Origin of the sequence: Xanthomonas sp. 3498, from assembly GCF_014199795.1 — a bacterium.
Lineage (GTDB): Bacteria > Pseudomonadota > Gammaproteobacteria > Xanthomonadales > Xanthomonadaceae > Xanthomonas_A > Xanthomonas_A rydalmerensis.
Genome location: NZ_JACHOH010000006.1, coordinates 171,289 through 190,138, shown reverse-complemented (window position 1 = coordinate 190,138; position 18,850 = coordinate 171,289). Strand labels below are relative to the sequence as shown.

The following is an 18,850-nucleotide window of genomic DNA, read 5'->3' as shown; positions in this document are numbered from 1 at the left end:
CGCGCGCCGAGGGCGCATCACCAGCGCTGGTCCAGTAGCATGGCGTCGTACATCGCGTCGTCCAGTTCCTGCTCGGCCAGCCGCGCTCGCTCGCGCTCACGCTTCAACCATTGCTTGAGCGTATCGGCACTCCGCACGGCAGCGCGATCGTCGGCACAGGAGCGGATCTCCTCCTGCACTTGCCGCTTGATCTGCGCCAACAGCGCATCCAGACGCTGCGGTTGCGGGGCGCGACCGTCGTAAAGACCGTAACGCCCCATGAAGTCATCGACCAGCCCGGCCAATGTCTGCTCGACCTGCTGCAATTGCGTGGCGAACAGGCTGTTGTAATCGCGGATGCGCTCCTCCGCCATCGCCGCGATGCCGGCCTGGTCCAACTGACCGATCTCCAGTTGCAATTCCAGCAACGCCAGCAGATCGTCGTCCTGATAGGCCTGGTTGAGGCGCTGCATCAAGGCGGTCTTGCGCGCGCGCTGCTGCGGATCGGGTTCGCGGTCCGGATGCAGCGCAGCCACCAGGTTGCGATACAGCGCGCGCCGTGCCTGTTGCGGGTCGGCAGCGACCTGCGTGGCCTTGCCGGCACCGGCACGGCGGCGCCTGTCGCGCTGCTGGGCGCGCCCGGCCGCATGCGCCTGCTGTGCGTGCAGACGCTCCTGGACCTGCGCATACAACGCCTCGGGGGACTGGATGTGCGCCAGTTCCTCTTCGGTCAGCCCGAACTCCTCGCCGACCACCGACTTCAACAGCGCCTCGGATTCGGCCTGCCCCTGCTCGAAGCCGATCGGGCTATGGCGATCGTAGATGTCCTTCAGCGCGTCGTTGTCGCCGTCCTCGATCAACAGCGCGGCCAGTTCGCAGATGCACTCGGACAGATCGGCGCGATCGCGCTTGCTCAACTTGTAGGCCGCATGCGCCGCATCCAGTTCCCGCAGCAACTGCCCCTGCGCAGCGTCGCGCTCTCGCAGCAAGGGATCGACCTGCTCGTGGAAACGCTGCTCCCACCGCGGCAATGCGTCCTGCCACGCATGCAACTGGGCGCGGGCGCGCTCCAGACGCTTGACCAGGGAATCGAACCGCTTGCGCGCCGGCGTCGCGCGTGTCGATGCGGCGGCGCCGACGCGGCCACGGACCGGCAACGCATCGCCGGCCGTGGTGCACAAGCTGTCCTGCCGCTTAGGCATCGCGTGCCGTGTCGTCGTCGTCGTCGCCCGGCGGCTGGTCGCCGACCGTCCACAGCCGCTCCAGCGCATAGAACTCGCGCACTCGCGGCAGCATCACGTGCACCACCACGTCGCCGAGATCGACCAGCACCCACTCGGCCTCGCGCTCGCCTTCCACGCCCAGCGGCATCACGTCCAGGCGCTTGGCGAACTTGATCACTTCGTCGGCGATCGACTTGACGTGGCGGGTGGAGGTACCGGACACGATGACCAGGTAATCGGTGACGCTGGACTTGCCGCGCACGTCGATTTCCGCGATGTCCTTGGCCTTGAGTTCCTCGACCGCCTCGCGGACGTGGGCGAGCAGGACCGGCAGCGGCGGCGGCGGATTGGGGACTTGGGTCTTGATGACGTGGGCTTGACTGGACAAAGCGGCGAACTCGATGGAATGAGGCGAATTATAGGCGACCCCGGCAGGGCGCGTATTCAGCCAGCGGGGGCGGCGCCGGGCGCATACAGGCCATGGTCGCGGATGTAGGCCGCCACCGGCGCCGGCAGCAAGGCCGCCCAGTCCTCGCCGGCGGCGATGCGCGCGCGCACCAGGCTGGCCGATTCGCTGCGCAGCGGTTGCCGCAGGCACCACAGCCGCCCGCCCGGCGCGCGGGTCAGCGCCTGCGGCGTGTCGGCCCAGCGCCCGGCCACCGCCTGCGCCAGTTCCGCCGGCACCGCCCGCTCCCAGCCACTGCCGGCGCGGTCGGCGACGATCAGATGCGCGGCCTCGAGCAGCGCCCGCCATTCGCGCCAGCCGCTGAAGCCGACGAAGCTGTCGCTGCCGATCAGCAGCGCCAGCGGCGCGTCGGCACCGAGCTCGGCCCGCAGTTCGCGCACCGTGTCGATGCTGTAGGACGCCACGCCGGGCCGGGCCTGCGCGCGACGCAGCTCGTGCAGGTCCAGCAGCAGCCCGGGCGTGTCGGCGATCGCAAGCGCCAGCATCGCGCAGCGCTGCTGCGCATCGGCGCCGGGCGCCGGGCGATGCGGCGGATCGGCCGCCGGCATCAGCCGCACCGGCACCCCGAACGCATCCCGCGCCGCCCGCGCGATCGCCAGGTGGCCGTTGTGGATGGGATCGAAGGTGCCGCCGTAGACGAGGGTGAGAGGCCGGGATTCGGGATTCGGGATTCGGGATGAACCAGCCGCCTGCGCGGGATCGCCGCTGTTGCCAATCCCCAATCCCGACTCCCCAATCCCAGCCGTCATACCACCAACAACCGCACCGCCCGCGCCTCGGCGATCGCCAGCAGCAGGCGCTCCAGGGCGATCCAGGCGTCGCCGTCGGCGCGGCCCTTGGCGATGCGGTCGATGCGACCGGCCTCGGCGGCGAAGCGTTCCCAGCGGCGCGGTTCGGCGTGCCGCTGCAGGGCGCGCTTGAACGGCGCCTGCCGCGATTCCCAGATGCCCTGCCCTTTCATCTCCGCCGCCAGGTTGCCGCCGGCGGCCTGCACCTTGGCCAGGGCGGCGGTGCGCAGCAGTTCCTTGATCAGGATCGGCAGCAGCGCGGCCACTGCCTCGCCCTCGGCGCGCAGGCCTGCGAGCATGCGCCGCACCGCCGGCGCCTGGCCGCCGAGGGTGGCCTCGGCCAGGCGGAACACGTCGTAGCGCGCGGCATCGGCGACCAGCGACTCCATCGCCGCCACGTCCAGGCCCTGGCCGTCGGCCAGCAGGGCCAGCTTGTCGATCTCCTGCGCCGCCGCCAGCAGGTTGCCTTCCACCCGCTCGGCCAGGCGTTGCACCGCGCCGGCATCGGCGCGCAGGCCCTTGCTGCGCAGGCGCCGCTCGATCCAGTCGCCCAGTTCGTGCGGCTTGATCGCCCAGGCCACGGCGATGGTGCCGATGCGCCCGACCGCGTCGGCCCACTTGCCCTGGTGCGCCTTGCTCCACTCGTTGCAGGTGATCAGCAGCACCACATCCGGCGGCGGGTCGGCGCAGAACGCAGCGATGACCTCGCCGCCCTCCTTGCCGGGCTTGCCGCTGGGCAGGCGCAGCTCGATCAGGCGTTGCGCGCTGAACAGGCTGGGCGCATTGAAACTGGAATACAGCTGGCCCCAGTCGAAATCGCGGCCGTCGGCATCGAACACCTCGCGCTCACTGATGCCGGCAGCGCGCGCGCGCGCGCGCACCGCGTCGGCCGCCTCGAGCACGCGCAGGGTTTCCGGTCCGGCGATCAGGTAGACCGGCTGCAGCGGCTGCGATGCCGGCTGGGTGGCGAGTTGTTCGGGACGCAGTTCCATGGCGACAGCCTACGCTGCGGCGGCCGCATGCGGCGAGCGCCGCGCGCCCGCGCGGGGCGGCGACGATGGCAGCGGACGGACGCTCAAGGCTGCGGCGTGGTCGCCGGCTTGCCGTCGACCGGCTTCCCTTCGACCGGCGTGCCGTCGGTGGACGGCGGCGCGGCGTTGACGTCCTTGCCGTCGCGCACCTGCGCCCGCACCACGCTGTCGATCCGGCGCAGCATCGACGCCGACATCTCGCGGCGCAGTTCGTCGGCGAGGATCTCGCGCTCGGTGGAGGTACCGGTGGCGTCGGTCGGCGGCGACACGTAGTCGCGCGACAGTTCGATCACCTGCTGCGGCACCAGCACGCTGCCGTCGGCACGCAGGAACACGAAGATCGCCGCGTAGCGCAGGCTGTACTCCTGGGCACGGCCCTCGGCGTCGAGCGCGATCGGCAGGTCGCCCCAGCGCTCGGACAGCACTTCCAAGCGGGCCACGCCGGTATTGACGTCCTTGGGTGCGATCTCGGCGCCGGCCGCGCGCAGGCCGCGCTCGAGCAGCTTGGCCAGCTCGCTGTACGGTGCCGAGGACACCACCTTCACCGACGGCGTGTCGGCCGGCAGGGTCAGCTTGTTGCGCAGGTGGAAACCGCAGGCGGTCAGGGACGCCGCGAGGACGAAAGCGAGCAGGAGTCGGGTCATGGACACAGTCTGGAGGAGCCGGCTGGGCGCGGCAACAGGCGGCTAGCCTGCCGCACGCTGCGTGAACGCGGGTTGAGACCTGCCGCACCGCGCGGCCGCGGCGCGACCGGAGCGGCGCGCCGGCTCACGCCGCCACCAGGTTCACGATCTTGCCGGGCACGATGATGATCTTGCGGATGCTCAGCCCTTCCAGGAACTTGGCCGCATTCGGCTCGGCCTGGGCCAGCGCCTCGATCTGCTCGCGCGGGGTGTCGGCACCGACCTCGATGGTGCCGCGCAGCTTGCCGTTGACCTGCACCGCCAGGGTCACCGCGTCGCGCACCAGCGCGGCCGGGTCCGGCTGCGGGAACGGCACGTCCTCCAGCAGCGTCGGCGCATGGCCCAGGGCCTGCCACAGCGCGTGGCTGGCGTGCGGGGTGATCGGGTTGAGCAGCAGCACCGCCGCTTCCAGCGCTTCCTGGCGCACCGCGCGGCCCTGCGCGCTGGTGTCGTCGAACTTGGCCAGCGCGTTGGTCAGCTCCATCACCGCGGCGATCGCGGTGTTGAAGCTGTGGCGGCGGCCGTAGTCGTCGGCGACCTTGCCGATGGTCTCGTGGGTCTTGCGCCGCAGCGCCTTGTGCTCGGCGTCCAGCGCGGCCGGGTCCAGCGCCGGGGCGGCGCCGTCGGCGACATGCTTGTGCACCTGCGCCCACAACCGGCGCAGGAACCGCGCCATGCCGTCCACGCCGGCCTCGTTCCACTCCAGCGACTGCTCCGGCGGCGCGGCGAACATCGAGAACAGGCGCACCGTGTCGGCGCCGTACTTGCCGACCATCGCCTGCGGATCGACGCCGTTGTTCTTGGACTTGGACATCTTTTCGGTGCCGCCGATCAGCACCGGCTGGCCGTCGCCCTTGTGCACCGCGCCGATCACCCGCGCCTTGTCGTCGCGCTGCACGTCCACGTCGGCCGGGTTGATCCAGTCCTTGGAGCCGTCCGGGTTCTGCCGGTAGAAGGTCTCGGCGATCACCATGCCCTGGGTCAGCAGGTTGGTGGCCGGCTCGTCGCTGTCCACCAGGCGCGCGTCGCGCAGCAGTTTGTGGAAGAAGCGGAAGTACATCAGGTGCAGGATCGCGTGCTCGATGCCGCCGATGTACTGGTCCACCGGCAGCCAGTAGTTGCCGCGCTTGTCGACCATGTCCTTGGCGCCTGGCGAGGTATAGCGCGCGTAGTACCAGCTCGACTCCATGAAGGTGTCGAAGGTGTCGGTCTCGCGCTCGGCCGCCGCGCCGCACTGCGGGCAGGTGGTCTTGCGCCATTCCGGGTCGGTCTTCAGCGGCGAACCGGTGCCGCTCAGGGCCACGTTCTCCGGCAGCAGCACCGGCAACTGGTCTTCCGGCACCGGCACCGCGCCACAGCTTTGGCAGTAGATCACCGGGATCGGGCAGCCCCAGTAGCGCTGGCGGCTGACGCCCCAGTCGCGCAGGCGGTAGTTGACCCGGCGCTGGCCCTGGCCCTTGCGCTCGAAGCGCTCGGCCAGCGCCTCGAACGCGCCCTGGAAGTCCAGCCCGTCGAACTCGGCGGAATTGACCAGTTCCAGCTCGCGGGTCTTGTCGCCGTACCAGTCCTGCCAGCGGCTCGGGTCGTAATTGCGCTCGTCGTCGTTCTTCGGCGCCTTCAGCGCGATCACCTGGCGGATCGGCAGGGCGTACTTGCTGGCGAATTCGAAATCGCGCTGGTCGTGGCCGGGCACCGCCATCACCGCGCCGGTGCCGTAGCCCATCAGCACGAAGTTGGCGACCCACACCGGCACCTGCTCGCCGCTGATCGGGTGCACCGCGGTCAGGCCGGTCGCCATGCCGCGCTTTTCCTGGGTTTCCAGTTCGGCCTCGGAGACGCCGCCCTGCTTCAGCTCGGCCAGCAGCGCGGCCAGCTCAGGATTGGACTTGGCCGCATGCAGCGCCAGCGGATGCTCGCTGGCGATGGACACGAAGGTCACGCCCATCAGCGTGTCCGGGCGCGTGGTGAACACGCGCAGCGGGTCCAGCGCGCTGCCGTCGGCGTCGCGCACGTCGAACTGGATCTCCAGGCCCTCGGATCGGCCGATCCAGTTGCGCTGCATGGTCTTGACCGACTCCGGCCAGCCCGGCAGCTGATCCAGGCCGTCCAGCAGTTCCTGCGCGTAGTCGGTGATGCGCAGGAACCACTGCGGGATCTCGCGCTTTTCCACCAGCGCGCCGGAGCGCCAGCCGCGGCCGTCGATGACCTGCTCGTTGGCCAGCACGGTCTGGTCGATCGGGTCCCAGTTCACCACCGCGTTGCGGCGGTAGGCCAGGCCCTTGCGCATCAGCCGGGTGAACATGCGCTGCTCGTGCACGTAGTACTCGGGCCGGCAGGTGGCGAACTCGCGCGACCAGTCGATGGCGTAGCCCAGCGACTTGAGCTGGCTGCGCATGTGGTCGATGTTGGCGTAGGTCCACTTCGCCGGCGCGGTCTTGTTCTTGATCGCGGCGTTCTCCGCCGGCAGGCCGAACGCGTCCCAGCCCATCGGCTGCAGCACGTTCTTGCCGATCATGCGCTGGTAGCGGCTGATCACGTCGCCGATGGTGTAGTTGCGCACGTGGCCCATGTGCAGCGCCCCGGACGGGTACGGCAGCATCGACAGGCAGTAGAACTTGGGCTTGTCGGAGGTCTCGTCGACCTCGAAGGCGCGGGTGGCGTCCCAGAACTGCTGGGCGGACGATTCGACCTGCTGCGGGTCGTAGGCGGTGGGCTCGACGGCGGACATGGAAACGGGCAAGGGCCAGGCGGCAACAAAGCGGGCAAGGGTACCGCAGCGCAGCAGGCGGCTCCAATCGTGGCGACGGACGGCAGCGGCGCCGGATGCCCCGGCGTCCTCCGGCAGGCGCCGGAACCGTGGCTGCAGCGCGATGGGCGAGTCGGCCGCACAGGCCGGCAGCGGCCCTGCCGCAGCCTGCCTCCACGGCCGACTGCGCAAGTCCGACGGGGTCAGCCGCCGCGCGGCACGGCCTGCGGCCCCGGCGAGCAGGCCAGCAGTGCCAGCCAGCCCCACCACAGCAGGAACACCAGCCGCTGCGCCAGCGCCGGCGACAGCAGCCGGTCCAGCGCGAACGCACCCAGTGCGACCAGCAGCGCCACCATCAGCGCCAGCGCGGCCCAGCCGCGCGCGGCGGGATCGCGGCGCGCGCCCAGCCCCAGCAGGGCCGCCGCGGCCACCAGCGCCACCACCCACAGCAACCAGGCGCTGGCATGCAACTGGGTCGCGCGCGCCTCCAGGTCGGTCGGGTCCAGCGGCAGCAGGCCCATGCCGGCGAAGGCCAGACCGGCCAACAGCAGCAGTTGCCCGCCGACCCGCAGCGACCAGGGCGCGTGGCGGCCGGCACGACGCAGCAGCCGCAGCGCCAGCCCCATCGCCAGGCACCCGGGCAGTACGAACGCCAGCAGATTGAACGCCCAGGCATGCGGGATGCCGCGCGCGCCGAGCAAGGCCAGCGGATGCGACCACGGCAGATACCCGGGCAGGACCGCGCCGAAGCCCAGCATCGCCGCCACTGCGGCTATCGCCAGCAGCGGCCCGATCCAGCGCACCACCCGTTCGCTCACGTCGCCCATCCGCTACCGTCCTTTCGCGCCGCGATGGCGCCTACAGCCGGGCATTGTCGCCGCTGCGGCCGTCGCCGGCACGCATGGCGCGGTGCCGCCACCCTTGCATCGGCGCCGCGGCGCCTCCATACAGAGCGTCCTCTCGCCTGCGATGACGCCGCCCATGTCCGATACGCCCCACGTTTTCGACGCCAAGACCGAGACCTTCGAAGCCGAGGTGCTGCAACGCTCGCTGCAGACCCCCGTGCTGGTGGACTTCTGGGCGCCCTGGTGCGGCCCGTGCAAGACCCTGAGCCCGATCCTGGAAAAGCTGGCGGCCGAATACAACGGCGGCTTCGTGCTGGCCAAGGTCGACGTGGACCAGGAGCAACAGATCGCCGCGGCGTTCCAGATCCGCTCGGTGCCGACGGTGTTCCTGGTCCAGGGCGGGCAACTGGTCGACGGGTTCCCCGGCGCCCTGCCCGAAGGCCAGTTGCGCGAGTTCCTGACCCAGCACGGGATCACGCCGCTGGCGGCGCAGGAACCGGCCGAAGACGTGCCGGCGGCGCCGCTGGACCCGCACGCCGAGGTGCAGCGCCTGCGCGAAGCGGTGGCAGCCGAGCCGGACAAGGACGAACTGAAGCTCGACCTGGCCCTGGCCCTGGTCAAGATCGGCGCCGCCGCCGAGGCGGAGACCCTGATCGACGCGCTGCCGGCCAATCTGGCCACCGACGAGCGTGCGGTGCGCGCCCGGGCGCGACTGGGCTTCGTCGGCGCGCTGCAGGCCGCGCCGCCGCTGGAAACGCTGCAGGCCACGCTGGCGCAGGATCCGGCCGACCTGAAGGCACGCTACCTGCTGGGCGTGCGCCACCTGGTCGGCGGCGACGACGCGGCCGCGCTGGAGCAGTTCCTGGAGATGCTGCGCCAGGACCGCACGTTCGAGGACGGCCTGCCGAAGAAGGCGCTGATCGATGCGTTCCGGGTGATCGAGGACGAGGATCTGGTGGGGCAGTACCGCCGGAAGATGTCCGCCCTGTTGTTCTGAGATTACAATCTCAGGTCCAGCGGCTGACCACGGCGTCTCCAGCCACTGCGACGGACGGACGCGCCCCGGCCTGACCCCAGGATGCCGCGATCAGGGACGAACGCTGCCTGCCGCCCCGCAGGAGCGCCGGCCTGATCTTTTGCCGGATGTATGCCGTGAACCAGTTCGATCGCCGTATGGCCTTGCCCACCCGCACATCGTGGGCAGGCGCGCGCAGGCTGGGCGGCCTGCTGTGCTGGGTCGGCCTGCTGCTCGCCCCCACCGCGCTGGCGCAGGACTGGCACTACCGGGTGCGCCCCGGCGACACGCTCTGGGATCTCGGCAGGCTGTACCTGCGTCCGGGCATGGACTGGGCGCGGTTGGGCCAGCACAACCAGGTCGCCGATCCGCAGCGGCTGGTACCGGGATCGCGCCTGCGTTTTCCGATCGCCTGGTTGCGCGTGCAACCGGCGCCGGCGCGGCTGGTCGCCCTGCGTGGACAGATCAGCGTGCAGACCGCCGACCAGGCGACGCTATCGGCGCAGCAAGGCATGCCGCTGCCGATCGGCAGCGCCCTGCAGACCGGCGCCGATGCCAGCGCGACCGTGCAGTTCGCCGACGGCTCGCGCATGCAGGTGCGTGAGAACAGCCTGGTGCGCTTCGACCAGCTCGTCCGCTACGGCGCCACCGGCATGGTCGATACCCGGGTGCGGCTGGAGAAGGGCCGCACCAGCAACGACGTCATCCCCGCCACCGGCCCCGCCTCGCGCTACATCATCCAGACCCCGAGCAGCACCAGCAGCGTTCGCGGCACCCGCTTCCGGGTCGGCGCCGGCAGCGGCAGCGCGTTCGCCAGCACCGAGGTGCTGCAGGGCGCGGTGCGCGTCGCCGGCCACGGCGGCCAGCGCCTGCTGCAGCCAGGCGAGGCGGCGCGGGTCGCCACTGGGTCGGCGCCGCGGCAGGAAGCGCTGCTGCCGGCGCCGATCCTGGACCTGGCGCACAGCCGCCTGCAACGCCCGCCCTATCTGCTGGCCTGGGCGCCGCTGGCCGGCGCCAGCCGCTACCGCCTCGAGGCAGTGGACGCGCAGCAACGCGAGGTGCTGCGCCTCGCCCAGGAAACCGAGGCCACCGCACTGGCGCTGGACACGCTGCCGGCCGGCGACCTGCGACTGCTGCTGCGCGGCATCACCGCCACCGGCGTGGAAGGCTATGACGCCGAGCAGCCGCTACAGGTCTCGGCCACGCCGCTGCCGCCGCTAACCGTGCAGCCGCTGCACGAGCAGCAACTGCGCACCGCGCGGCCGCGCTTCGCCTGGACCCGCAACCCGGAGGCGCTCAGCAGTGTGCTGCAACTGGCGCGCGATGCGCAGTTCCAGGACCTGCTGCTGGAGCAGGAGACCGACGCCACGCATCTGCGCGCGCCGCAGCCACTGCCACCCGGCACCTACTTCTGGCGCCTCGCCTCGCGCGATGCGCAAGGCCGGCAAGGCCCGTTCGGGCAGGCGCTGACGCTGCATCTGAGCGATACGCCGGTCGATCCCGGCCTGGCGCCGGCGCAGGCCGAGCGCGGCACGCTGACCCTGCGCTGGCAGCCGGATCCGGACGCGCGCCATTACCGGGTGCAGTTGGCGCGCGATCCCGCGTTCCGCCGCGGCCTGCTCGAACGCACCGTGACGCAGCCACAGGTCGCGCTGCCGCGGCCGCGCCGCGGCACCTGGTACGTGCGCATCCAGACCCTGGACGCGGAGGGCGAGGCCGCGCCGTTCTCGACGCCGCAGACGCTGGACCTGCCCTGCCGCTACTGCAAGCTCGGCACGGCCGGCGGCGCGCTGCTGCTATGGCTGGCGTTGTGAACGCCGGGCCGCTGCGGGGCGTGCTGGTGGCGCTCGCCGCAGCCGCACTGGCCGCGGCACTGAGCCTGGGCGACGTCACCGGACGACTGGACAACGCGTTGTACGACGCGGCGATCGCGCAGGCGCCGCGTCCGGCCGATCCGCGCCTGCTGCTGATCGCGATCGACGACCGCAGCCTGCAGATGCTGGGCCAGTGGCCATGGCGGCGCGACCTGCACGCGCGCCTGCTCGACCGGCTCAGCGCAGCGGGCACCGAGCGGGTGGCGCTGGACCTGCTGTTCAGCGAACCCGACCAGCAACACCCGGACGACGATGCGCGCCTGGCCGCGGCACTGCGGCGCAACGGCCGCACCGTGCTGCCGGTGATCGGCAGCGCCAGCGACGCGGACATGCCGCAGGAGCTGCTGCCGATCCCCGCCATCGCCACCGCCGCGGCGGCGCTGGCGCACACCGACATCGCGATCGATGCCGACGGCGTCGCGCGCGGCGTCTACCTGCGCGCCGGGCTCGGCGGTGCGCACTGGCCGGCATTGGCCGCGGCCCTCACCGGCCGCGCGCTGCCGCCGGCGCCGGCCACCACCGACGCACCCTATGCCTGGCATCGCGCCGACTACGTCGGCCTGCGTTTCGCCGCGCCGTCGGCACCGTTCGCGCAGGTGTCCTATGTCGACGTCGTACAGGGCCGGATTCCGCTGCAGTCGCTGGGCGGACGCCTGGCGATCGTCGGCGTCACCGCCACCGGCCTGGGCCAGCGGGTGATGACGCCGATGTCCGATGCGCGCTGGATGAGCGCGCCCGAATACCAGGCCAACGTCGCGGCGATGCTGTTGCGCGGCGACCCGATCCTGCCGTCGTCGCGCACTGCCCAGGTGGCCGGGTCCGCGCTGCTGGTGCTGCTGGCCTGCCTGGGCACGCACTGCGCGGGCGGGCACCGATGGCGCTGGCTGGCACCCCTGGCGAGCATGGCGGTGGTCGCCGGCGGCAGCCTGCTGTGGCTGCTGCTCAGCAGCCGCTGGTTCGCGCCAGGAGCGGCCCTGCTCGCCCTGGCCGTCGTCGCGGCCGGCCAGTTGTGCCTGCACGCGGCGCACTGGCGCCGTCAGGCCCATCGCGATGCCCTGACAGGGCTGGTCAACCGCCACGGCTTCGAACATGCCTTCGCCCAGGCGCTGGACGAGGCGCGGCGCAGCGGGCGGCCGCTGACGCTGATCATCGTCGATGTGGATCATTTCAAGCGCTACAACGACACCCTGGGCCATCGCACCGGCGACCGCGCGCTGAAGCTGGTGGCCGCCGCGGTGGCGCGGCATGCGCGGCATCCGCGCGAGGTCGCCGTGCGCTTCGGCGGCGACGAGTTCGCCATGATCCTGCCCGCCACCGATGCCGCCGATGCCGGCCGCATCGCCGCGGCGCTGGTCGAGGAGATCCGCGGGCTGTCGCTGCGCGCGCCCAACGGCAGCCTCGCCATCACCGCCAGCCTCGGCGTGCACAGCGCCTGCGTCGCCGCGGACACCCGCGAGCGCGACTTCTTCGAGCTGGCCGACACCGCGCTGTACCGCGCCAAGCGCGCCGGACGCGACGGTTATGCGCTGAGCGACGACCCGGCGGAGCACCATACGCATGCGTCTGGTAACCTGCCGCCCACCGTTCCGCCCACCGCCGCACCATGAAGCCATCGCTGTTCCGCCTCGGCCTGAACCTGTGGCCGCCGTTCCTGTGCGCTGGCATCCATGTGACCGCGCTGAGCGCGGACTATCGCCACGCGCGGGTCGAACTGCGCATGCGCCCGTGGAACCGCAACTACGTGGGCACCCATTTCGGCGGCAGCCTGTTCGCCATGACCGATCCGTTCTGGATGCTGCTGACCATGCAGAACCTGGGCCGCGACTACTACGTCTGGGACAAGGCCGGCAGCATCGAGTTCGTGCGCCCGGGCCGCGGCACGGTCAGCGCCCAATTCGATCTGGACCAGGCGCTGCTGGACGACCTGCGCGCGGCCACCGCCGGCGGCGACAAGCACCTGCGCTGGTTCGAGACCGACGTCGTCGATGCGCAGGGCGAGGTGGTGGCGAGGACGCGCAAGCAGCTGTACGTCAAGCGCAAGCCGGCGCGGTAGCGCGCCCTGCAGCAAGCGGGGCTCGCCGAGGCCGGACCTGCATCTGCGCAGACGGACACCCACCGTGTGCCAATGCGAGCACGCCGTCAGCGTGCGCGGCGCGACGACTCGGGCAGCGTGCGCACACCCCGGCCCAATCGCAGCTGCATGGCCGCGCCGCGAGACCATGCGGCGCTGCACCAACGGTCATCGCCCTCCACTACACTACGCGGATGTCGCCCGATCTCTCCGCTCCCGCTCCGCGCCCGTCCTTGCAACGGCTGTTCTTCACCGGCCTGCTGACCCTGCTGCCGATCTGGCTGACCTGGGTCGTGGTCAAGTTCGTGTTCGTGCTGCTCTCGGGCATCAGCAGCCCCTGGGTGGTGCCGCTGTCGGTCCGCATCGCCGCCTCGTTCCCGCGCGAACTGGGCTGGGCCAACGCGCAATGGGTGCAGAACACCATCGCCCTGATCGCCACCCTGGCGGTGATCCTGCTGGTCGGCATCCTCAGCCGGCGCATGATCGGCCAGCGCCTGTTGCGCTGGTTCGAGGCGGTGATGCGCCGCATCCCGCTGGCCAGCGTGGTCTACGACAGCGTGCGCAAGCTGGTGGACATCCTGCAGACCCAGCCCGGCAGCACCCAGCGCGTGGTGCTGATCGACTTCCCGCACCGGGACATGAAGTCGGTGGGCCTGGTGACGCGGGTGATCAAGGAACACGGCACCGGCCGCGAGCTGGCCGCGGTCTACGTGCCGACCACGCCCAACCCCACCTCCGGCTACCTGGAGATCGTGCCGGTGGAGCTGCTCACGCCCACCGACTGGAGCGTGGACCAGGCCATGAGCTTCATCATCTCCGGCGGTGCGGTGTCGCCGGAGAGCGTGCCCTTCACCCGGACCGTGGACCGCTGACGCCGATGCGCCGCGGCACGCTCGACGATCGCGCGGTTCGCCTGTTCATCGCCCTGGCGGCGTTCTTCTGCGTCAACGCCGCGCTGGCCGAATTCATCGGGGTCAAGATCTTCGCCTTCGAAGACACCCTGGGCATCGCGCCGCTGAACTGGAACCTGTTCGGGCAGACCGGTTCGATGAACTTCACCGCCGGCACCCTGCTATGGCCGCTGGTGTTCATCCTCACCGACACCATCAACGAGTTCTTCGGCCGCCGCGGCGTGCGCTTCATCTCCTGGCTGGCGGTGGCGCTGATCGGCTATGGCTTTCTGTTCGCGTTCGCCGCGATCGCGCTGGCCCCGGCCGGCTTCTGGGTCACCGCGGCGCAGAACCAGGGCGTGCCCGACTACCAGGCCGCATTCGCCGCGGTGTTCGGCCAGGGCATGTGGACCATCGCCGGCTCGCTGGTCGCGTTCATGGCCGGCCAGCTGATCGACGTGGCGGTGTTCCACCGCATCCGCAGCGTGACCGGCGAAAAACACGTGTGGCTGCGCGCCACCGGCTCCACCGCGGTGTCGCAGCTGATCGACAGCTTCGTGGTGATCTACATCGCCTTCGTGCTCGGCCCGCAGCACTGGTCGATGCAGTTGTTCCTGGCGGTGAGCACGCTGAACTACATCTGCAAGATGCTGCTGGCCGTACTGCTGATCCCGCTGCTGTACCTGATGCGGCGGCTGATCACCGACTACCTGACCCCCGAGCGCGCCGAGCAATTGCGCGAGGAAGCCGCCGCCGACTGAACGCCGGCACACGCGTGAGCGCGCAGCACGGCGTTGCGCGTCGGCGTCGTGCAATGCCGCAGAGGCCGGCGCTGCCTGGCCCTCCCCTCCACGGCGCAGGCTGGCGGCAGGGGCAGCAGGAGCCCGCCGAGACCGGCCACGGGTGGCCTCCGCGGTGCGGATCGGGCAAGCTCCCCGCTCGCTTGTCGTTGGAGCCCGCAATGCCGCCCCGCTTTTCCCGCCTGCTGTCCCTCGCCATCGCTACCGCCCTGAGCCTGTCGCTGGCGGCCCCGGCGGACGCGGCCAAGAAGAAGACCACCAAGCAGACCACCGCGCAGACCCGAGCCAAGGCGAGCAAGGCCCGCAAGGCGCGGCCGGCACCGGCACCGGTGGTGCTGACCAAGGCGCAGCAGTTGAACCGGCTTTACGACGATTACTGGGAAGCCTCGCTCAAGCTCAATCCGCTGCAGGCCACCTTCCAGGGCGACAGCCGCTACAACGACCAGTTGCCGAACTTCCTCTCGGCCGCGTTCCGCCAGCAGTCGCACGACTTCACCGTGGAGTGGCTGGGCAAGGCCGAGGCGATCGGCAAGGACGGTCTCAGCGGCCAGGACCTGCTCAGCTACGAGATCTTCGTCGGCGACGCGCGCAATGCGCTGGAGGCGGAGAAGTACCCGAGCTGGATGCAGCCGGTGAACCAGTTCTACAACGTCGGCAGCATCATGGTGATGCTCGGTTCCGGCACCGGCGCGCAGCCGTTCCGCACGGTCAAGGACTACGACAACTGGTCGCGGCGCGCGCTCGGCATCCCGGCGCTATTCGACCAGGCCATCGCCAACATGCGCGAAGGCATGAAGGCCGGCGTGGTGCAGCCGCGCGCGCTGATGGAGAAGGTGCTGCCGCAGCTGGATGCGATCATCAAGCCGACCGCCGAGGAGAGCCTGTTCTGGGGTCCGGTGCGCAACCTGCCTGCCGACATTCCCGAGGCCGAGAAGCAGCGCATCACCGCCGAGTACAAGCGCCTGATCGAATACCGGATCATGCCCGCCTACCGCTCCCTGCGCGGCTTCATCGCCACCGAGTACCTGCCGGCCACGCGCACCACCGCCGGTGTTGGTGCCCTGCCCGGCGGCGATGCCTGGTACGCCTGGAACGTGCGCCAGAGCACCACCACCGACCTGACCCCGGCGCAGATCCACCAGATCGGCCTGGACGAGGTGGCGCGCATCCAGGGCCAGATCCAGGCGGTGATGAAGCAGGTGCGCTTCCGCGGCTCGATGCAGAAGTTCTTCAAGTTCATGCAGACCGACAAGCGCTTCGCCTTCAAGAGCGAAGACGAGCTGCTGACCTATTACCGCGGCCTGGAAGGCCGGGTCGACGCGGCGGTGCCGCGCATGTTCTCGCTCAAGCCCAAGGCCGCGTTCGAGATCCGCCCGGTCGAACCGTACCGCGCGCAGTCGGCCGCCAGCGGCTCGTACATGCGCTCCAGCGAGGACGGCCGCCCCGGCATCTTCTACGTCAACACCTACGACCTGCCCAGCCGCAAGACCTGGGATGCGGAAGACCTGTACCTGCACGAGGCCATTCCCGGCCACCACTTCCAGCTCGGCCTGCAGCAGGAGCTGACCAACCTGCCCAAGTTCCGCCGCTTCGGCGGCGAGACCGCCTTCATCGAAGGCTGGGGCCTGTATGCCGAATCGCTGGGCAAGGACCTGGGCCTGTACCAGGATCCGTACAACTATTTCGGCTACCTGCAGAACGAGCTGTGGCGCGCGATCCGCCTGGTGGTGGACACCGGCGTACACAGCAAGGGCTGGACCCGCGAGCAGGTGATCGATTACATGCTGCAGAACTCGGCCACCAGCCGCACCGACGCCGAAGCCGAGGCTGAGCGCTACATGGCCATCCCCGGCCAGGCGCTGTCCTACAAGATCGGCGAGATGAAGATCATGCAGCTGCGCGACTACGCCCGCGCGCAACTCGGCGACAAGTTCGACATCCGCGAATTCCATGCCGAAGTGCTGAAGGACGGCTCGGTGCCGCTGAACGTCCTGCAGGAAAAGATCGAGCGCTGGGTGGCGAGCAAGAAGGGGTGAGCGGGAGGCCGTTCCTCCCGCGGAACATGCGACCTGAAACGTCGCGGGATTTTTGTAGGAGCGGCTTCAGCCGCGACGGGGCACGCGGTCATGCCTGCTCGCGGTTGACCCACACAACACGCCAATTTCATCACACCGGCGACGGTGCATACCCCATTGCGGGAGGGGCTTCAGCCCCGACGACGTTGAGTACCACGCGTCGGGACTGAAGTCCCTTCCACAGTGCAATCCCCGGCATGCCGAGCCGCTGAAATCGCACCGCGACAGCGGCAGGAACTGCAACGACGTTCGTTTAGTGCTATCGCCCTCCCGTTGCTCCCATCCCACTCGGTGCGGACAGCACGCCAGTTCCATCAGGGCATTGGGCGCGCATGAACCCACTTGTGGGAAGCCGGAGGCGACTGACCAACCCCGACATCCGCTGAACCACCAGCGAAGACGTCGTGCGGTCAAGTACGAGATAAGCGGCCTCATCGCTATGCCGATGCCAAACCCCGCGCCAGCTGCGCGATATCCTCCGGCGTAGTGCGACAACAACCACCGATCAGGCGAGCGCCAGCCGCACGCCAGGCGGCGAGGTGGTCGGCCAGGGTGCCGGCATCGGCACTGTCTGTTTGCCAGCATTTACGCTCGGCGTCGTAGCGCTCGCCCGCGTTCGGATACACCACCAGCGGCAACCGCGTCAGCGTCGCCAGCTGGCGCAACGCTGCGGTGGCGAGCGATGGGGCAACGCAATTGACGCCGAGCGCGACCACCTGCGGGTGCCCGTCGAGCAACGCCACGACATCGCGCAAGGGCGTGCCATCGCTGAGATGCGCAGCATCGCGCAAGGTGCAGGCGAACCAGGCGACAACCTGTGGAAATTCTTCCAGCACCTGCAGCAACACCGCCATTTCCGATAGCGACGGTTGCGTTTCGCAGGCCAGCAGATCCACGCCGGCCGCGACCAGGGCGGCGATGCGCGGGCGGTGGAACTCACGCATCCGCGCCGGCGTCAGCACGTAGTCGCCACGATATTCGGCGCCGTCGGCCAGGAAGGCGCCATACGGACCGACCGAGCCGACGATCAGCAAGGTGCCCGTCTGCGGATGCCGCGCGAGATGCGCCTGCCGCGACTGCTGTGCCATTTCCACGCTGCGCGCGATCAGGCGCTGCGATTGCGCGAGGTCGATCCCGCGCGCGGCGAAGCCCTGCGGCGTGGCCTGGTAGCTGGCGGTGATCGCGCACTGCGCGCCGGCGGCGAAATAGTCCTGGTGCACCTGGCGGATCAGGTCCGGCTGTTCCAACAGGATCTTCGCCGACCACAGCGGATCGCGCAGATCGCAGCCGCGCCGTTCCAGTTCGGTGGCCAACGCGCCGTCGAGCACCAGGCACCGGTCCTCGGCCAGCAGCGCGGCGAGCGGGTTGTGCGGCATGGCGCGGCCTCGCAGCGACGGAATACGCAGTGTCGCAGACGGCAGCGATGTGGTCGCGACGCTGCGCTATCCTCCGCAGATGGATCGCTCGATTTCGCTCGCGCCGGCTCAAGCCATGACCTTCACTGCACTGACCCCGATGCTGCGCTGCGCCGACCTGGCCACGGCGTTGGCGTTCTACACCGACACGCTGGCGTTTCGCCTCGACGGTGGCGCGGTGGCGACGGGCTGGGTGTCGCTGCGGCACGGCCCGCTGGCACTGATGCTGGCCGCGCAACACACCGAGGCCGACACCACCGCTGCCAGCACTGCCTCCTCGCTGTACTTCCGCACCGACGAGGTCGATGCCTGGTGGCAGCGACTGCAGCCGCATGGGCGCATCGTCTATCCGCTGCAAGACTTCGCCTACGGCATGCGCGAGTTCGCGCTCCGCGATCCGGACGGCCATCTGCTGCAGTTTGGCCAGGCGCTGTGCCGATGAGCCTGACCCTGGACGGCCTGCACCACGTGGCGATCATCGCCTCCGACTACGCGCGCTCCAAGGACTTCTATAGCCGCATCCTGGGCCTGCCGGTGATCGCCGAGGTCTACCGCGACGCGCGCGACTCCTGGAAGCTGGACCTGGCCCTGCCCGACGGCAGCCAGCTCGAACTGTTCTCCTTCCCCACACCACCGCCGCGACCCAGCCGCCCGGAAGCCTGCGGGCTGCGCCACCTGGCGCTGCGCGTGCGCGACCTGGATGCAGCCGTCGCGCACCTGCACGCACACGGCGTGGAGGTCGAACCGATCCGCGTGGACGCGTACACCGGCCGCCGCTTCACCTTCTTCGCCGACCCCGACGACCTGCCACTGGAACTGTACGAGCACGGCTGAACGCCAGCGGCCGACCACGCTGAACCGCATGCCGCAGTGCGGATTCCCAGCACCATACGCTTGGGTATACAGTCGGATCAGGCTGGCTATCGCGCCGGCCGCACCGGACATCCCT

General features: G+C 70.3%; 17 protein-coding genes. 9 read left to right on the top strand and 8 right to left on the bottom strand.

Annotated elements, in window-relative coordinates; genetic code table 11:
• Nucleotides 1–17: 17 nt before the first annotated feature.
• From GGR66_RS16810 to GGR66_RS16780, 7 genes are all read right to left on the bottom strand, one after another.
• Nucleotides 18–1,181 carry a J domain-containing protein gene (locus GGR66_RS16810; protein ID WP_255421745.1) on the bottom strand — a complete coding sequence of 388 codons (1,164 nt, stop codon included), beginning with the start codon at nucleotides 1,179–1,181 and terminating at the stop codon, nucleotides 18–20.
• Nucleotides 1,174–1,590, bottom strand: a complete 417-nt coding sequence (gene rsfS, locus GGR66_RS16805) for a ribosome silencing factor (protein ID WP_184449230.1) — start codon at nucleotides 1,588–1,590, stop codon at nucleotides 1,174–1,176. The genes GGR66_RS16810 and rsfS overlap by 8 nt, the downstream gene beginning before the upstream one ends.
• 56 nt (nucleotides 1,591–1,646) lie before the next feature.
• Nucleotides 1,647–2,390, bottom strand: a complete 744-nt coding sequence (nadD, locus tag GGR66_RS16800; RefSeq protein WP_202394842.1) for a nicotinate-nucleotide adenylyltransferase — start codon at nucleotides 2,388–2,390, stop codon at nucleotides 1,647–1,649.
• Nucleotides 2,391–2,413: 23 nt separating this feature from the next.
• Complete coding sequence (gene holA, locus GGR66_RS16795) at nucleotides 2,414–3,448, bottom strand: DNA polymerase III subunit delta (protein ID WP_160968288.1); 1,035 nt, start codon at nucleotides 3,446–3,448, stop codon at nucleotides 2,414–2,416.
• A gap of 83 nt (nucleotides 3,449–3,531) precedes the next feature.
• Nucleotides 3,532–4,131 carry an LPS assembly lipoprotein LptE gene (gene lptE, locus GGR66_RS16790; protein ID WP_160968286.1) on the bottom strand — a complete coding sequence of 200 codons (600 nt, stop codon included), beginning with the start codon at nucleotides 4,129–4,131 and terminating at the stop codon, nucleotides 3,532–3,534.
• 124 nt (nucleotides 4,132–4,255) lie between these two features.
• Nucleotides 4,256–6,898, bottom strand: a complete 2,643-nt coding sequence (gene leuS, locus GGR66_RS16785) for a leucine--tRNA ligase (RefSeq protein WP_184449229.1) — start codon at nucleotides 6,896–6,898, stop codon at nucleotides 4,256–4,258.
• A 221-nt stretch (nucleotides 6,899–7,119) separates the two neighbouring features.
• On the bottom strand, nucleotides 7,120–7,743 hold the full coding sequence (locus GGR66_RS16780) for a DUF998 domain-containing protein (protein WP_184449227.1): 624 nt from the start codon (nucleotides 7,741–7,743) through the stop codon (nucleotides 7,120–7,122).
• A gap of 154 nt (nucleotides 7,744–7,897) precedes the next feature.
• On the opposite strand from GGR66_RS16780, the gene trxA reads away from it, so the two are divergent.
• The 7 genes from trxA (at nucleotide 7,898) to GGR66_RS16745 (ending at nucleotide 16,447) form a co-directional block, all read left to right on the top strand.
• Nucleotides 7,898–8,758: a thioredoxin gene (gene trxA / locus GGR66_RS16775; RefSeq protein ID WP_184449225.1), complete on the top strand. Its 861-nt coding sequence runs from the start codon at nucleotides 7,898–7,900 to the stop codon at nucleotides 8,756–8,758.
• Between the two features lie 155 nt (nucleotides 8,759–8,913).
• Nucleotides 8,914–10,590, top strand: a complete 1,677-nt coding sequence (locus GGR66_RS16770; RefSeq protein ID WP_326521045.1) for a FecR domain-containing protein — start codon at nucleotides 8,914–8,916, stop codon at nucleotides 10,588–10,590.
• Entirely contained in the window at nucleotides 10,587–12,257 is a 1,671-nt protein-coding gene (locus GGR66_RS16765; protein WP_184449223.1) for a CHASE2 domain-containing protein, read from the top strand. The genes GGR66_RS16770 and GGR66_RS16765 overlap by 4 nt, the downstream gene beginning before the upstream one ends.
• On the top strand, nucleotides 12,254–12,703 hold the full coding sequence (locus GGR66_RS16760; RefSeq protein ID WP_184449221.1) for a DUF4442 domain-containing protein: 450 nt from the start codon (nucleotides 12,254–12,256) through the stop codon (nucleotides 12,701–12,703). Before GGR66_RS16765 ends, GGR66_RS16760 begins: the two co-directional genes overlap by 4 nt.
• Before the next feature lie 212 nt (nucleotides 12,704–12,915).
• Complete coding sequence (locus GGR66_RS16755; protein WP_184449219.1) at nucleotides 12,916–13,593, top strand: DUF502 domain-containing protein; 678 nt, start codon at nucleotides 12,916–12,918, stop codon at nucleotides 13,591–13,593.
• Nucleotides 13,590–14,372 carry a queuosine precursor transporter gene (locus GGR66_RS16750; protein WP_184449375.1) on the top strand — a complete coding sequence of 261 codons (783 nt, stop codon included), beginning with the start codon at nucleotides 13,590–13,592 and terminating at the stop codon, nucleotides 14,370–14,372. Before GGR66_RS16755 ends, GGR66_RS16750 begins: the two co-directional genes overlap by 4 nt.
• 200 nt (nucleotides 14,373–14,572) lie before the next feature.
• Nucleotides 14,573–16,447 (top strand): DUF885 family protein, encoded by a 1,875-nt coding sequence (locus tag GGR66_RS16745; protein WP_184449217.1) that lies wholly within the window; start codon nucleotides 14,573–14,575, stop codon nucleotides 16,445–16,447.
• Between the two features lie 476 nt (nucleotides 16,448–16,923).
• Here the strand turns inward: GGR66_RS16745 and mmuM are convergent, their stop codons facing one another.
• Complete coding sequence (gene mmuM / locus GGR66_RS16740) at nucleotides 16,924–17,862, bottom strand: homocysteine S-methyltransferase (RefSeq protein ID WP_184449215.1); 939 nt, start codon at nucleotides 17,860–17,862, stop codon at nucleotides 16,924–16,926.
• Between the two features lie 115 nt (nucleotides 17,863–17,977).
• On the opposite strand from mmuM, the gene GGR66_RS16735 reads away from it, so the two are divergent.
• Complete coding sequence (locus GGR66_RS16735) at nucleotides 17,978–18,343, top strand: VOC family protein (protein ID WP_184449213.1); 366 nt, start codon at nucleotides 17,978–17,980, stop codon at nucleotides 18,341–18,343.
• The gene (locus tag GGR66_RS16730) at nucleotides 18,340–18,735 is read left to right on the top strand and encodes a VOC family protein (RefSeq protein ID WP_184449211.1); all 396 of its coding nucleotides are present in this window, start codon (nucleotides 18,340–18,342) and stop codon (nucleotides 18,733–18,735) included. Before GGR66_RS16735 ends, GGR66_RS16730 begins: the two co-directional genes overlap by 4 nt.
• The last annotated feature ends 115 nt before the right edge of the window (nucleotides 18,736–18,850 follow it).